Source organism: Paenibacillus sp. FSL R7-0179 (assembly GCF_038002265.1).
In the GTDB taxonomy this organism is placed as follows: Bacteria; Bacillota; Bacilli; order Paenibacillales; family Paenibacillaceae; genus Paenibacillus_AQ.
Genome location: NZ_JBBOCC010000002.1, coordinates 3,626,059 through 3,642,468, shown reverse-complemented (window position 1 = coordinate 3,642,468; position 16,410 = coordinate 3,626,059). Strand labels below are relative to the sequence as shown.

The following is a 16,410-nucleotide window of genomic DNA, read 5'->3' as shown; positions in this document are numbered from 1 at the left end:
CCGAACACAATTTGCTGGGTTAGGGTGTGCGGGCCGAATGTATACTAAAAACCGAACACAATGTGCCGGGTGGGGGGGCGTGGACGGAAATGTAATCGGAAAACCGATTACACTGGGCCGGGTGGAGGCGCGTAGGCCGAATGTAATCGAAAAACCGATTACAATGCGCTCGGTGGGGGGGCGTGGTCCAAATGTATGTGGAAAACAGCATACATTATGCTCCAAACTGGGCAGCGGCTGGAGGGCCAAATGTTCACCGCAGCGAAGACTAAGCTTTGAACTCTAATCTTAAGTATCCCAGCAATACTTGCTTTAGAGTAGGCTCTAAGGGTTATAGTGAATATGAAGCAGCCAATCTAGCAGGAGTGAAAGGGAGGAATTGCGGTGAAGTACTGTTATTTGGGTAAATCGGGGTTGAAGGTGAGCCAGTTGTGTCTGGGGACGATGAATTTCGGGCCGGAGACAGAGGAGAAGGAAGCCTTCCGAATTATGGATGCGGCCCTCGATGCGGGAATTAATTTCTTCGATACAGCGAATGTGTACGGCGGTCAGGACCGGCGGGGCTGGACGGAGGAAATTATCGGACGCTGGTTTCAGCAGGGTGGCGGACGGCGCGAGAAGGTAGTGCTGGCCACCAAGGTCTACAATGACATGTTCGACGAGCAGGACGGTCCCAATTCCGGCTCAGGCTTGTCCGCTTACAAGATCAGACGGCATTTTGAAGGCTCACTGCGGCGCCTGCAGACCGATCATATTGAATTATATCAGATGCATCATATCGACCGGAACGTATCGTGGGACGAGCTGTGGGGAGCATTCGAGATCCTCGTGTCCCAAGGGAAAGCAGACTATATCGGGTCCAGCAATTTCGCAGGCTGGCATATTGCTGGTGCCCAGGCTAAGGCGAAGGAGCGCCATTTCCTCGGCCTTGTCTCTGAGCAGCATCTCTACAACCTGCTGGAACGGACGCCGGAGCTTGAAGTGCTGCCAGCCTCACAGGAGCTTGGCCTGGGGGTCATTCCGTGGAGTCCGCTGGCCGGAGGCCTGCTGGGACGTAATGCACTCGCCAAGACCGGGGTGCGAAGCGCCCGTTCAGCCAAGCTGGAGCAGCACCGCAGTCAGCTGGAGCAGTTCTCTGCACTCTGCAAGGAGCTGGGCGAGCATGAGGATCAGGTTGCTCTGGCCTGGGTACTGGCGAATCCGGCTGTGACCGCACCCATTATCGGGCCGCGTACGATGGAGCAGTTCGAGGACTCGCTGCGTGTGACTGAGATTACGCTGGATGAGGCCGTGCTGAAGAAGCTGGACGAGATCTTCCCCGGACCGGGCAAGCCGGCACCGGAAGCCTACGCCTGGTAAGCTAAGGCCTACCGCCTGTTAAGCTAAGCCCACATGTGTTCATCGTATATCTAAGGGATATCCTACCCTTGATCTGCCTAATAACAGCCGGACTGTCCCTGAAGGGATTGTCCGGCTATATTTTTGTAAGTATCCAGATGAATGTGGTAGACTGATTCTGTCAGTTGAACAACTAGAGAAGATAGGGGAACTGCCGATGCTTTTTTATCTGATAGCTGTCCTCGTCCTGATGCTTGATCAGGCCACGAAATGGATAGTGCGTACCCATATGGAGCTTGGGGAGATCCTTCCTTCCTGGACACCGCATTTGCGGTTTGAATACTATGAGAACAGCGGAGCGGCCTTCAGCTCATTCCAGGGATACGGGAAGTATTTTGCGATTGTTGCCGTGATTTTTGTAGCAGTCATCTTCTATTACCGGCGTCAGGGCAAAATCCGCGGCCCCTTGCTTGAAGCAGCCAGCGGCTTCCTGGTAGGCGGGGCTCTCGGCAATGCCATCGACCGTGTGCTCTATCATCAGGTTACAGATTTCCTGGTCTTCGGGGACCGGGGCGGGATTATGAATCTGGCTGATCTGGCGATCAATGCCGGAGGCCTGCTGATCCTGGTCTACCTGCTTGTGGACCGTTTCAGGCAACCTGCAGCCCGCAGACCGTTATAATTTCCAGCCTCATAAGCATTCCGGTCTATCATTTTATCTAATGCAACTTATCATAATAACTAATGAACCCGGCTAAATCAGAGCGTTTTACTATGATTTAGCCGGGTTTTATGCATTTTGTGCAAGTATTTACCTTTTTAAGAACATGATGGCTGTTATAAGATTCGTTGATCGTTTGCCGGTATTGTGTTAGCCTGAGTTCATGATATTAAGAGGAAAGAAGATTGCACGCTAAGGAGAGGTCGATATTGTTGCAACTACAAGTTACGAACAGTCCTTTTAATGAGAACCAGGCAGAGCTGCTGAACCAGCTGCTGCCCACGCTGACACCTTCACAGCAGGTATGGTTGAGCGGGTATTTATCTGCCGTGTCGCTGCAGGACAATCAGGGATCAAGCGTCCAGGCCGTATCTCCCGCTGCTCCATCAGCAGCAGTAGAGTCGCCAACAGCCGCTGCGCCGCAAAGCTCGCGTGAAGTGACCGTATTGTTCGGCTCCCAGACCGGCAACTGCCAGCGGCTCGCGGTGAGCCTCTCCCGCAAGCTGGAGGAGCAAGGCTTCAAGGTCACGGTGTCGGCAATGAACAGCTTCAAGCCGAATGGATTGAAGAAGACAGAGAACCTGCTGCTGCTGGTCAGCACCCATGGCGAGGGGGAACCGCCGGATAATGCCCGTGCCTTCCATGAATTCCTCTACAGCAAAAGAGCGCCACAGCTCCCAGGCTTACGCTTCTCGGTACTCGCGCTTGGCGATACCTCCTATGAATTCTTCTGCCAGACCGGGAAAGACTTCGATCAGAAGCTGGAGGAGCTGGGCGCACAGCGGTTAAGCCCGCGTGTAGATTGCGACCTCGATTACGATGAGCCTGTGGCCGAGTGGTTCGGCCAGGTCATCAGCGCGCTTAACGGCCCGCAGAATACTGCAGGAATTGCGGATGCAGCGGTTCAGGCTGCGGAGAGCGCAGAGTCGCTGGAATCCGAATATTCCCGAAATCATCCTTTCCATGCTGAAGTACTGGAGAATCTTAATCTGAACGGCCGCGGCTCAGACCGCGAGACCCGCCATCTGGAGCTGTCGCTTGCCGGATCGAATATTACCTTTGAGCCTGGGGATTCTCTTGGCGTCTATCCCGAGAATCACCCGCAGCTGGTAGCAGATATCATTGCCGCTATGGACTGGAATGCGGATGAACGTGTTCCGCTGAACAAGAAAGGGGAAGAAGGCACGCTGCAGGAGGCGCTGCTGCGGCATTACGAAATTACGGTGCTGACGAAGCCGCTCCTGGAGCAGGCTGCCGGGCTTACCTCTGCACCTGCCCTTAAGGAATTGCTGGCCCCTGAGCGGCAGCAGGAGCTCAAAGAGTATATCCAGGGCCGGGATCTTCTGGATCTTATTCAAGACTATGGACCTTGGAATGCTCCGGCCAACACCTTCGTGACTATCCTGCGCAAGCTTCCGGCCCGCTTGTATTCCATTGCCAGCAGCTACAATGCCAACCCGGATGAAGTACACTTCACGGTGCGGGCTGTGCGTTATGAGTCACATGGCCGTGAACGATACGGCGTCTGCTCGGTACACTGTGCTGAGCGTGTACAGCCGGGTGCCACCTTGCCGGTATATATCCAGAACAATCCGAACTTCAAGCTGCCCGCTGATTCGAGTGTACCGGTAATTATGATCGGTCCGGGCACAGGCGTTGCCCCGTTCCGTTCCTTCCTGGAGGAGCGTGAGGAGCAGGGCGCTGAGGGTCCAAGCTGGCTGTTCTATGGAGACCGTCATTTCGTTACAGACTTCCTCTACCAGACGGATTGGCAGCGGATGCTGAAGGACGGTGTCCTCAGCAGGCTGGATGTGGCCTTCTCACGCGACACTGAGGAGAAGGTGTATGTACAGCACCGTATCCTGGAGCAGAGCAAGGAGCTGTACCGCTGGCTGCAGGAAGGGGCGCATGTCTACGTGTGCGGCGATGAGAAGCATATGGCCCATGATGTGCATTCCGCACTGCTTACAGTGATCCAGGAGGAAGGCGGACTAAGCCCGGAAGCGGCTGCCGCCTATCTGGAGACCCTGCAGCAGGAGCAGCGTTACCAGCGGGATGTCTATTAAGCGGGATTTAAGCGAAAGAGGGGAGAATCAGCAATGGCAGACAATGAACCAGCGGTGAAGCCGATTGGCGGACCGCCGAGTGATGTTGAACATATTAAGCTGGAGAGCAATTATCTGCGCGGGGCGCTTGTCGAGACCCTTAGCAATCCGATTACAGGAGGTCTGCCGGAGGATGACAACCGGCTGCTGAAATTCCACGGCAGCTACATGCAGGATGACCGGGATCTGCGCAGTGAGCGGGAACGCTCCAAGCTCGAGCCGGCGTTCCAGTTCATGCTGCGGGTAGTAGCGCCCGGCGGTGTGGCGTCTGCTGCACAGTGGCTTGTCATGGATGAGCTGGCCCATAATTACGGCAACGGGACACTGCGCCTGACGACGCGGCAGGCTTTTCAGATGCATGGGGTATTGAAATGGAACCTTAAGAAGACGATCAGAACGATCAACGACACCCTGATGACCACGCTTGCAGCCTGCGGAGACGTTAATCGTAATGTGATGAGCGGTCCGAACCCGTATCAGTCGGAGGTACATGCCGAGGTTCAAGAGTGGGCCAACAAAATCAGCGATCATCTTGCCCCGCGTACCCGCGCGTATCATGAGATCTGGCTGGATGGCGAAAAGGTCGTAGACAGCAAGGTGGTTGAGCCGATCTACGGCCCAGTCTATCTGCCCCGCAAATTCAAGATTGGGCTGGCGGTGCCTCCGTCCAATGATGTAGATGTCTTCTCCCAGGATCTGGGCTTCATCGCCATTCTGGAGGACGGCAAGCTGGCTGGCTTCAACGTCTCCGTCGGCGGCGGCATGGGAATGACACACGGTGATACGAATACGTATCCCCAATTGGGCCGAATCATCGGCTTCTGCCGTCCGGAGCAGATGATTGATCTGGCGGAGAAGACTGTTACGATCCAGCGTGATTACGGCAACCGTTCGGTGCGCAAGAATGCCCGCTTCAAGTATACGATCGACCGGCATGGACTGGACTGGTTCAAGGGAGAGCTTCACGAACGGCTGGGCTGGACGCTGGAGCCCGCGCGCGACTATCATTTCGATCATAATGGCGACCGCTATGGCTGGGTGAAGGGGATGGACGGCAAATGGAACCTGACGCTCTATATCCAGAGCGGACGGATTCAGGATCAGGAGGGCTACCCGCTGATGACCGGCCTGCGCGAGATTGCCAAGATTCACAGCGGAGACTTCCGGCTGACTCCGAACCAGAATCTGATTATCGGCGGAGTGACCCAGGCGAAGAAGCGCAAGATCACTGAGCTTGCCAAGCAATACGGTCTGACGGATGGTGCCCATCATTCTGCACTGCGCAGAAGTGCGTTGTCTTGTGTAGCCTTGCCGACCTGCGGACTGGCTATGGCTGAGGCGGAGCGTTATCTGCCGCACCTGCTGGATAAGCTGGAGGTTATTATCGATGAAGCCGGGCTGCGTAATGAAGAGATTATCATCCGTATGACCGGCTGCCCTAACGGCTGTGCCAGACCGGCGCTGGGCGAGATTGCTTTTATCGGAAAAGGTCCGGGCAGATATAATATGTACCTGGGTGCAGGGTTTACCGGAGACCGGCTGAACAAGCTGTACAAGGAGAACATTGACGAGCGGGAGATTCTGGACACCCTGGAGCCGATTATTCACAGCTACGCAAGAGAGCGCAATGCCGGTGAGCACTTCGGCGATTATGTGATCCGCAGCGGATATGTCAAGGCGGTTACTTCGGGGCTCAATTTCCACGACTAACAGCGGACGTCCGGCGGCTTGCATATGCAATATCTACCAGTAACTTGTACGGAATAGCCATCATAAGAAGGTTAGTTATGAGCCTGTTTTCTGGTGTTTTTGCGGAAGACAGGTTTATTTTGTTTGTTTATTTGGATTTTCGGAGGTTTTCTTACATAATATAGAGTAGCAATACACCATTATAACCAAGAGCCATTATATATAGTGAGTAATGGATTCTGTACAGAAGAGGCGAATTGAATGATCATTATGAAGACTATGGAAGAAATCGAGAAGATGCGGGCAGCCGGCATAATTCTGGCGGAATGCCACCGGGAGATTGCCAAGTTGATTAAGCCGGGAATAACCACCTGGGAGATCGACCAGTTTGCCGAGAAGTTCATGCTCTCGCATGGCGCAACCCCGGAACAGAAGGGCTATCACGGTTATCCATATGCCACCTGCGCATCTGTAAATGATGTCATCTGTCATGGCTTCCCTAAGCATGAGGAGCTGAAGGATGGAGATATTGTAACGATTGATATGGTAGTCAACCTGAACGGCTGGCTGGCGGATTCGGCCTGGTCCTACGGAGTGGGTACAATTAGTGAGCAGGCGGAGAAGCTGCTGGCAACGACTAAGGAATCTCTGTTCAAAGGTATCGAGCAGGCCGTAGCCGGCAACCGCATAGGCGACGTAGCGCATGCTATTCAGGTATATGCCGAATCTAACGGCTATTCCGTCGTCCGGGATTTCATCGGTCACGGGATTGGCTCCGAGATGCACGAAGCACCTGAAGTGCCTCATTACGGCCCGGCCGGCAAAGGCCCGCGGATCAAGGAAGGCATGGTGTTCACCATTGAGCCTATGCTTAATACCGGCAGCTACCGGACCAAGGTGGATGCAGACGGGTGGACCGCGCGCACTATTGACGGAGGTCTGTCGGCCCAGTATGAGCACACGCTTGCGGTCACCCCGCAGGGCACGATTATTTTGACAGAGCTATAGAGCACTAAGGGGTTAAAGACCCGAATCATACAGCAAAGGCAGGGCCGTCCATGGAGGACAGTCCTGCCTTTGCTGTATCTGCAGCTGAGCTAATCTGTAATATTCCGTGTGTAATACTCGATGATATCCTTGCGGCGGATGATGCCGAGGAAGATTCCGCTGTCGTCCACTACCGGGACGAAGTTCTGGTCCGCTGCCAGGGTCAGCATATCCTCCATCTGCGCGTGGATCTCTACGCTCTCGTTATGCACATGACGCTGAATGGAGCCAACGGTCACCTCGTTCATATTCGCGAAGCTCAGACCATCGGTGTTCTTCAGCTTCCATAGCAGATCGCCCTCCGACAAGGTCCCAACATATTTACCGGCATCGTCAATAATCGGAATGGCCGAATAATAATGATTCTCCAGCTGATCCAGCGCTTCCCGCATAGAGATCGAGGAGGTGATGAATGCCACCTGATCCTTGGGCAGCAAAAATGAGGATATTTCCATAAGTTAGTCTCCTTTACAGTAGGATGAAATACATAACGTTATTACAATTAAAACATAGAACAGGATGTAAGCGCATTAAAAATCAGGTTACAACTTTGAAATGTTACGTTTGGGCTGCAGTTATGAGGCCATACAAAAAAGGATATGCCGTCCTTCCAGGGGAAGAGCCGCCATATCCTGAGCGTTTTTGTGAAAAGGAAACTTCCTAATACAGTCAGCCGTTCTGGCCGTTGTCATGACTGAGCTGCCAGTGGATGCCGAATTTGTCCTTCAGGTTCCCGTAGGCCTTGCTCCAGAAGGTCTCCTGCAGCTCCATGTGCACAGTTCCGCCTTCCTTCAGCTTGTCGAACCAGAGCCGAATCTTCTCTTCATCAGTATCCGTCACCGTCAGGCTGATATTATTCCCTTCTGTGTACGGCATGCCGGGGAATACGTCAGAGAACATGACCGGGCTGCCGGCAATCATCAGATTGGCGTGCATGACGAGGTGTTTGGCTGCTTCCGGTACAGGATGGGACGGATCGGGCGGAGTCTCGCCGAAAGTCATGATATGCGGAGGTTCGGTTCCGAACACTTCCGCGTAATATTCTACAGCCTCCCGGGTATTGCCATTGAAATTCAGGTACACATTGATTGCCACATCTGTCACTCCTCTTGTGTGAAATTAAGGCAGGTACGCCGTTACGGTCTCATTGTATCATGTGCCTGTCTTTTCACAAATATTCGGGGTAGGCTATGCCGGTCCAGGTCTTGCGCGGATTACACGCAACTATTAATGGGCAAATTTCCCTGAATTATGCTATTATTATAGAGTTGTCGCTGGTCAGTCACACTAAAGGAGAAATGCCATATGACAGGGATCAGACAGTTGCTGCCGGGTGAGGAGAAGCTGATCACTCCCTTGATCCGGGAGGCGTTTGATATACATATTGCCGCCAATTATTCGGCGCAGGGTGTTATTGAATTCTACAGGTATATTGAGCTTGCCGCCATTGTCAGGCGGATGCAGGAGGATCATGAGATCTATATCGCGCTTAGCGGGCAAGAGGTTACAGGGATCATAGAGCTGCGCAATCATCAGCATATCTCTTTGCTGTTCGTGAAGAATGCCTATAAGGGAACCGGAATCGGCAAGACGCTGCTGCGGCATGCGGTTGACCGGATGAGAGCGGGAGGGAGCACGCAGATCACGGTGAACTCTTCCCCGAATTCTACTGGCTTCTATGCCTCTCAGGGATTCGTATCGCTTGGTGAAGAGGAAGAGGAACACGGGATACGTTCATTGAGCATGAAGCTGGATTTGAAGGGATAATGGGTTCTGTTGCCCCGTACAAATGCCCCATACGTCCGGGAAGTGGACGGTGGGGCATTTTTTTGTGTGCGGCCAGCAGGAATAAACTGGAGTCTTATCGAATATTAGCGATTATCAACAAAATTCGACTTTCAACTACATACATAAGCGGGGTTTTGCGCAATGAAAACATGGAAAAAGACAGTATTCTTGATCGTTACCTTCGGACTGATCTTTCTGCTCCCGTTACTTGGAAGTCTGGCGAAATGGAAGGGGATGCCCCCGGGGTACGGGGATTTCCCGGCCCAGAAGGTCGAAGCAGACCCCGGATTCAGCCTGCTGTATTTCTCTCTTGCCTGCGTCGTGGCCCTGATTATCACACTGGTCCTGGTATTCCCCGGCTGGTTCGGCTTCAAGAAGACAGAGGAGGCACCCCGAAAGTTGGAGGCGTCCACCCCTTTTCCTGTCTGGTTCTGGTGGAGCCTGCCGGTGCTTGCACTTAGCTGGTTCCTGATGTGGGCCCGGGTGAAGCTGTTTATCTCGCTGGAGCATTACACGTTTGTTCCTCTCTGGTGGTCCTTTATTCTGATTCTGGACGGGCTGGTCTACCGGAGAAATCACGGAGCCTCAATCATCTCGCGCAAGCCCCGTGTGATGCAGCTGCTCGCGGTGGTGTCCTGCTTCAGCTGGTTTGCTTTTGAATACCTGAATTTCTTCGTGCTGGAGAATTGGTATTATCCTAATAATGAAGTGTTCTCTAACTTCGGCAATGTGTTCTGGTTCTCCTTATCCTACACCACCGTTCTTCCGGCTATCTTCGAATGGTACTTACTCCTCAAGACCTTCCGTCTGTTCCGCAACCGTTATAGTCATGGGCCTAAGCTAAACGTATCACGCTCATGGCTGATCATCTATTATATTCTCGGGCTGATCCTGGCCTTCGGCATGGGCTATTATCCGTACCTGCTGTTCTGGGTGCTGTGGGTTGCGCTGGTTCCGATGCTGTCCGCAGCGATGGCGCTTGCCGGTTACTGGACTCCCTTCACCCCGGTGAAGAACGGAGACTGGTCCAAGGTCATTCTGGTGGGGCTGGCTACGGTGTTCAACGGCTTCTTCTGGGAGTTCTGGAACTTCGGCAGTGAGTGGTTCCATGACGATGCCCCTACCAATCCGAATTACTGGAAATACTCAGTGCCTTATCTGGATAAATTCCATATTTTCTCCGAGATGCCGGTTCTGGGCTATTTCGGTTATCTGTTCTTCGGGCTGAACTGCTGGATTATCTGGCTGATTGCTGCCTATGTATTTAAATTCGATGCCGATATTGAGGTTACGGGAGAACAAGGCTAAAGGTGGAGTACAATGATTGCTAATGACCATTATCAGGTCCTGGAGACCATTTCAGATAATCCTATAAAAGCCGTGTACCGGTGCACCGAGGCTACCTCTGCCGAAACGGTCATTCTCAAGGTGTTAAAATCGGAGTTTGCCGGCACCGAAGCGGTGATGCGCTTCAAGCAGGAATTTAAGCTGCTCACAGAGCTTAGCGCCAGCACCGAAGGGGTTATCCGTCCCCTGAGGCTTGAAGAGCAGAACGGCCTGTACGTCATGGTCCTTGAGGATATAGCCGGACGTTCGCTGAAGCGGATTCTGGCGGAAGAGCAGCCGGAGGAGGAGGCCTTACTGAAGCTGGCGGTCAAGGTTGCGGATATTCTGGGCTCCATTCATGAGCAGAACGTGATCCACAAGGATATCAAGCCGTCGAATATCATCTGGAACCGGGAGCGGGATATTGTGCAGGTGATTGATTTCGACCTTGCGGTGAAGCTGTCCAAGGAGAGGCGGGATTTCCAGAACAGCGGCGTGCTGGAGGGCAGTCTGCCGTATATCTCACCCGAACAGACCGGCCGGATGAACCGGAATATTGATTACCGGAGCGACTACTATTCACTGGGTGTGGTCCTGTACGAGATGATGACCGGCCTTATGCCGTATCCATCGTCAGAGATGCTGGAGCAGATCTATTCCATCATTGCGAAGGAAGCGGTCTCCCCTTATCATGCAACCAATGGCAGGGTTAGCAGGAGCTTATCGGCCGTCATAATGAAGCTGATGGAGAAGTCTTCGGAAGACCGGTACCGCAGCGCTCACGGCATCAAGGCCGATCTGAAGAAATGCCTGGCCGGGCAGGGGGATTTCATTATTGGAATGGAGGACCTCCTGAACACCTTCCGCATTCCGCAAAAGATAGTGGGCAGACAGGAGGAGCTGTCCTCTCTGGAAGCGGCCTTCCGCAGCAGCGTGAGCGGGAGTTCACAGGTCATGCTGGTCTCCGGTGATGCAGGTGCAGGCAAAACAGCACTGGTCCATGAGCTGCACCGGACGATCAGCCGGGAGAAGGGGCTGTTCGCGGAAGGGAAGTTCGACCAGTACAACAAGAACATTCCGTACAGTGCGCTCATTCAGGCCTTCCGCAGGCTGGTCGGCCAGCTCCTGGCGAGCCCCGATGAGGAGTATAAGCGTGAGATCAGCCGCTCGCTGACCCGGTTGCTTGGCGGGAACGGCGGGGTGATTACAGGATTGATCCCTGAGCTGGCCGCATGGATGGGTAACCAGCCGGAGCCGGAGCCGCTGAGTCCGGCTGAGGAGACGAACCGGTTCTTCCTGAGCTTTGCCAAGTTCGTGCAGGGGGTGACGCATCCGGACCGGCCGCTGGTCCTCTTCCTGGATGATATCCAGTGGGCGGATTATTCCAGCCTGCAATTGGTGGAGAAGCTGGTGCTGGATAATCATCTGCAGCGGATGCTTGTGATCTGCTCCTTCCGGCAGAATGAGATCCATGAAGGTCATCCCTTGTTCGCCGCCATGGCCAAGATCGGCAAGAGCCGTGAGGTTGGACGTATTCATCTTCAGCCGCTGCAAGAGACAGATGTACAAAGCCTTGTGGCAGACACGCTATATAGCAGCATGGAACGCGTTGAAGAAATCACCGGACGGTTATATAAGCGGTCCAAGGGGAATTCTTTTTTCCTGACGGAAATGCTGAAGGATCTTCACCGGCGCGGGATTATCTATTTCGATAAGCGAAGCGGGGAATGGAGCTGGAGCCTGGAGGAACTGGAGGCGCTGCCGGTCCATGACAGTGTGGTCGATTTCCTGGTTGGACAGCTGCAGCATCTGCCGGAGGAGGTACGGCATATCCTGATGCTAAGCTCAGCGGCCGGCAGTGTGTTCGATTACGGGATGCTGACGCTGATCGGAGAAGAAGCGCCGGAGGTGATTGCTGCGGCGGTTACCCGGGCGGTCCAGGAAGAATACATCGTCCCTGCCGACCATAAGTACGCCATATTCTCGGCTACACTTGCTGAATCCGGCCGCGAGGCTGCCCAGGTGGGCATCCGGCTGAAATTCGCCCATGACCGGATTCAGCAGGCCTTCTATCAGCTGCTTGATCCTGAACGCAGGAAGAGGCTTCATTTTAGCATCGGCCGGCTCCTGCTGCGGAACCTCGGAGCGGAGGAGGCCGAGGACAAGCTGGTCGATATCGCCACCCATATCAATCAGGGACTGGAGTTAATCACCGACAGCTCGGAGGCACGTGAGATCGTCGCTCTGAATCTGCGGGCAGCTTATAAGGCCAAAGCAGGCTACGGGTATGATTCAGCCTTCCTGCTGCTGGAAGCGGCAATGGAGCTACTCACGGAGCAGATCTGGAGCACAGACCCGGGGCAGGCGGCGGAGATCTACAGGCTGTATGCGGAATGCAGCTACCTCACCCATCATATCGATCAGGGGGATCAGGCTTGCCGTATACTGCTTGAGCAGACTACGGAGCGGATGGCTATTGCGGAAATCTACGAGATGCAGACCAATCATTATATGTACCTCGGTATGATGCCCGAGTCGATTGCTTCGGGGAGACGGGGGCTGAAGGCGCTCGGAATCAAGATTCCGGCCAAGGTTGGGATGCCAGCAGTCCTTAAGGAACTGCTGGCCGTTAAGAACGCGCTGCGGGCGAGAACACCGGAGACGATTTTTGCACTGCCGGAGATGCAGGACCCGGAGATGAAGCTGGTGATGCGGCTGCTGGTTAACTTTATACCGCCGGCGTTTATCTCGGGGGAGACCTCGCTGTTCGGGCTGGTGGTGCTGAAGAAGGTAGGGCTGACGCTGAAATACGGCAACTCGCCGGAGTCGGCACTTGCTTTTATCGGCTATGCCATGCTGTTGTCCGGCTTCGGGGATACCCGGGGGGCCTTCGCTTATGGACGTCTCGGGATCAGAATTAATGACAAATTCAATGATCTGCAGTGGAAAGGCGCGGCGCATGTTCTGTACACACTGTTCAGCCACGCCTGGACCGAGCCCTGGGATACGCTCCAGGACTGGTTCGGCACCTCGATTGAAGCCAGTCTGAGGACAGGGGATCTGCTCTACCTAGCCCATTCTGCCTTCTATGTGAATCTCTGGAATCCGTCGATGGACATCCCGGCCTTGCTTCAGGAAAGTGCCCGTACGATCTCTATGATTGAGAATACGAAATATAAGGAGTCACTTGCCACCGCACAGCTGGCCCGCCAGTATTATCTCAGCCTTGCCGGAGAGCTGCCGGAGCGTACCTCATTTAACAATGAAGCCTTCAGCGAAGAGGTCTATCTGCACGAATTGCAGGAAGCGAGGTATTACTCGGGAATTGCTATCTATTATATCTATAAGATGAAGCTGCTGTTTCTCTATGAAAAGCATGATGAAGCGCTGGAGTATATCGAGCGTGCTTATCCGATCATCGGGACGCTGGCCGGATCGGCTTTTATGGAGGAGTTCGCGCTGTACACGTTCCTGAATCTGGCTTATGCTTACAAGGGTTTGGGGGTAGGCGGCAAGCGGAAGGCAAGATCCAAAATGCGCAAGGAGCTCGGCCGGGTAAGCAAATGGGCTAGCAATGCACCGGGAACCTTCCGCCAGCATGAATATCTGATGCGGGCCGAATGGGCCCGGATCTCCGGGAACAGCACTCGCGCAGGCTATTATTATGATCTGGCGATTGAGGCCAGCGAGCAGGGCAGCTTCATCCGCTATAAGGCACTCAGCAACGAGCTGGCGGCCCGGTACTATATGGACAAGGGCTTCAATGAGTTTGCCGCCTATCTGCTCAGACAATCCGAATATTATTATTCGGTCTGGGGCGCCAAGGAGAAGATCGCGTTCATCAAGGAGCGTTATCCCGCTCTGGTCCAGAAAATCAGCACCAAGGAGTTCATGCACGGCAGGACGGTGACGGACTATACGGCGAGCATCGACCTCAATTCCATCATTCTGGCTTCGCAGGCCATCTCCAAAGAGATTGAGCTGAACCACCTGCTGGAAGCGCTGATGCAGATCGTGATCAAGAATGCCGGAGCGCAGCGGGGCTGCATCCTGATGACCTCCAAGGCCAACCTGTTGGTCGAAGGGGAATATAAAGCGGACACGGACCGGATCTCCGTGGCCATTCATGAGTCGCAGCAGCTGGACAATCTGCCTGCTGCGATCATCAGAGCGGTGGAGGAGAGCCGGGAGAGCCTGATCTACAATGATGCCTATTCCGAGACTCCGTTCGTGAATGATCCTTATATTGTGAGGCAGCAGCCGAAATCGGTGGTCTGCATGCCGCTGATTAACCAGAATAAGACGATTGCCATCATCTATCTGGAGAATAATCTGGTGACCGGCGTATTTACCGAGGAACGGATGAAGATTATCAATCTGCTGTCCAGAGAGATGGTCTTCTCGCTTGAGAATGCCAGTCTGTATAATGAGCTTGAGCGTTCTGAGGAGAAATACCGCCAACTGGTCAACAACCTGCAGGATGGGGTATTCGTGGTCCAGGATATGCGGTGTGTCTATGTTAATGAGGCTCTGGAGCAGATGCTCGGCTATCAGCCGGGCGAGATGCTGGAGCAGCCCTTCGGGAATTTCATTACCCCTCCGGAGCGGGAGAAGGTGATGCATTATTATGCCAGAAGGGTCGAGGGCAAGCAGGCACCGGAAGAGTATGAGACAAGGCTTTTGCATAAGGATAAGTCCCTTGAAGTCATCGCTATTCACAAGGTCGTCAGAATTATGTATCAGGATAAGCCGGCGATTCAGGGAACGATTAAGGATATCACCGAGCGTAAGAAGGCGGAAGAGGAGCTACGCCGCCATAAGGAGCATCTGGAGGAACTGGTGGCCGAGCGGACGAAGGAGCTGGAATTCAACAACGGAGAGCTGAGCAAGTATATCGGGCTAATTGAACGGATCTCCATCACCGATGAATTAACCGGGCTCTACAACCGTAGATACTTCAATAAGCTGTTCCTGGATGAGGTGGATAAGGCTGCTGCCGGCAAACGGTATTTAACCTACTTGATGCTGGATATTGATTATTTCAAAAAATTCAATGATACCTACGGGCATTATGAAGGCGATACGGTACTGCGCAGAATAGGCGGTGTTCTAAAAGAACTGGCTGAACAGGCGAATGGAACCGCGTTCCGGCTGGGCGGCGAGGAATTCGGGATTGTGACCGCCGGACTGACTCCGCCAGAGTCCCGTGTGTTCGCTGAATTGATCAGACGAAGCATTGCGGAGCTGGGGATACAGCATGATCTAAGTCCGGAATACGGAAGGATTACCGTCTCTATTGGCGTAGCCGCCGTACTTGTGGATGGTCTGCGAGAGGAGGATATCTACAAGCTGGGTGACGATGCACTGTATCAGTCCAAGGCGGCAGGCCGCAACTGTGTCACGTTGTTCGAACAATAGGATTCGGGCGATAAGAGAGGTACATAAATAAATAGGATTAGGGAGTTGTTGAAGCAATGAATACCGAACATGAATTAGAACACGAATCCGAACAGGAATCAGAAATGGACCAGCTGCGGAAGGCGCTTGAAGTTTCTTTGCCGCTGGTGCAGCGGCTTTTCCCCCTGGATGTAATGTTTGCTCTGGCAGATCGGGACAAGTTCATTTATTATCTGCAGGGGAAGGAATTGAAAGCCAAGATTGAGCTGGGTTCTCCGGTACCGCCCAGCGGGGGAATCCGGGCTGCTCTGGAGAGCGGGGAAGAAGTCAGTGCTACGATTCCAAGAGAGATCTACGGAATTCCCTTTAAATCTTCATCGATGCCTATCCGGGACCGGAACGGGGTTGTGGCAGGAGTATTCACGATCGGAATCAGCCTCAGTAATCAGGTAACGCTTAGCGATGCAGCCAATGCGCTGGCAGTGACCTCTGACGAGATCAGCTCGACTTCGGTAGAGATTGCGGGAACGGCCTCGGATCTGGCGAATACAGTAGGGGATCTGAAGGAGCTGGGACAGAAGGTGGTTGAGGATCTGCAGCAGACGGACGAGATTCTCGATTTCATCCGCAAGGTTGCAGATAATTCCAACCTGCTCGGACTCAATGCAGCGATTGAAGCGGCGCATGCCGCTGAGCATGGACGGGGCTTCGGTATCGTGGCCCAGGAGATCCGCAAAATGTCAGTGTCCAGTGCTTCATCGGCGAAGGATATTGCCGGCATTCTGCAGATGATCAAACAGAAGATTAACCAGATGGATGCGGTGCTTACAGATTGTCTGGCGCAAAGCGAACGTCAGGCTGCAGCCACAGAGGAGATTACCGCCTCGATGCAGCAGCTCGCAGCTTCCGCCGTGGAGATTGAGAGTATCGCCCGTCTGATTTAGTCCGCACCCGTCTCTAGTGTCAAAGAGTTCCTCTCCCGCATACAGTATCTGGACG

General features: G+C 53.7%; 11 protein-coding genes. 9 read left to right on the top strand and 2 right to left on the bottom strand.

Annotation, left to right across the window (positions count from 1 at the left end):
* Positions 1-384: 384 nt before the first annotated feature.
* From MKX63_RS32345 to map, 5 genes are all read left to right on the top strand, one after another.
* The gene (locus MKX63_RS32345; protein WP_341023068.1) at positions 385-1,359 is read left to right on the top strand and encodes an aldo/keto reductase; all 975 of its coding nucleotides are present in this window, start codon (positions 385-387) and stop codon (positions 1,357-1,359) included.
* Between the two features lie 196 nt (positions 1,360-1,555).
* Positions 1,556-2,020, top strand: coding sequence for a signal peptidase II (gene lspA, locus MKX63_RS32340; protein ID WP_341023066.1), 465 nt, complete (start codon positions 1,556-1,558; stop codon positions 2,018-2,020).
* 251 nt (positions 2,021-2,271) lie between these two features.
* Positions 2,272-4,125, top strand: a complete 1,854-nt coding sequence (locus MKX63_RS32335) for an assimilatory sulfite reductase (NADPH) flavoprotein subunit (RefSeq protein WP_341023389.1) — start codon at positions 2,272-2,274, stop codon at positions 4,123-4,125.
* A 33-nt stretch (positions 4,126-4,158) separates the two neighbouring features.
* On the top strand, positions 4,159-5,874 hold the full coding sequence (gene cysI / locus MKX63_RS32330) for an assimilatory sulfite reductase (NADPH) hemoprotein subunit (RefSeq protein WP_341023063.1): 1,716 nt from the start codon (positions 4,159-4,161) through the stop codon (positions 5,872-5,874).
* 240 nt (positions 5,875-6,114) lie between these two features.
* Positions 6,115-6,861 carry a type I methionyl aminopeptidase gene (gene map, locus MKX63_RS32325; protein WP_341023060.1) on the top strand — a complete coding sequence of 249 codons (747 nt, stop codon included), beginning with the start codon at positions 6,115-6,117 and terminating at the stop codon, positions 6,859-6,861.
* Between the two features lie 89 nt (positions 6,862-6,950).
* Here map and MKX63_RS32320 read toward each other — a convergent pair whose 3' ends face one another.
* Positions 6,951-7,355: a CBS domain-containing protein gene (locus MKX63_RS32320; protein ID WP_036700824.1), complete on the bottom strand. Its 405-nt coding sequence runs from the start codon at positions 7,353-7,355 to the stop codon at positions 6,951-6,953.
* 214 nt (positions 7,356-7,569) lie between these two features.
* Positions 7,570-7,995 (bottom strand): VOC family protein, encoded by a 426-nt coding sequence (locus MKX63_RS32315; RefSeq protein WP_341023057.1) that lies wholly within the window; start codon positions 7,993-7,995, stop codon positions 7,570-7,572.
* Positions 7,996-8,205: 210 nt separating this feature from the next.
* Between MKX63_RS32315 and MKX63_RS32310 the strand changes: the two genes are divergently transcribed.
* The 4 genes from MKX63_RS32310 to MKX63_RS32295 all read left to right on the top strand — a co-directional run bounded on the left by MKX63_RS32310 (position 8,206) and on the right by MKX63_RS32295 (position 16,355).
* Complete coding sequence (locus tag MKX63_RS32310; RefSeq protein ID WP_341023054.1) at positions 8,206-8,667, top strand: GNAT family N-acetyltransferase; 462 nt, start codon at positions 8,206-8,208, stop codon at positions 8,665-8,667.
* 162 nt (positions 8,668-8,829) lie between these two features.
* Positions 8,830-9,996 carry a small-conductance mechanosensitive channel gene (locus MKX63_RS32305; RefSeq protein WP_341023051.1) on the top strand — a complete coding sequence of 389 codons (1,167 nt, stop codon included), beginning with the start codon at positions 8,830-8,832 and terminating at the stop codon, positions 9,994-9,996.
* Between the two features lie 12 nt (positions 9,997-10,008).
* Positions 10,009-15,432 carry a diguanylate cyclase gene (locus MKX63_RS32300; protein WP_341023049.1) on the top strand — a complete coding sequence of 1,808 codons (5,424 nt, stop codon included), beginning with the start codon at positions 10,009-10,011 and terminating at the stop codon, positions 15,430-15,432.
* A 56-nt stretch (positions 15,433-15,488) separates the two neighbouring features.
* A complete protein-coding gene (locus MKX63_RS32295; protein ID WP_341023048.1) occupies positions 15,489-16,355 on the top strand; it encodes a methyl-accepting chemotaxis protein in 867 nt (288 codons plus the stop codon).
* Positions 16,356-16,410: the final 55 nt, after the last annotated feature.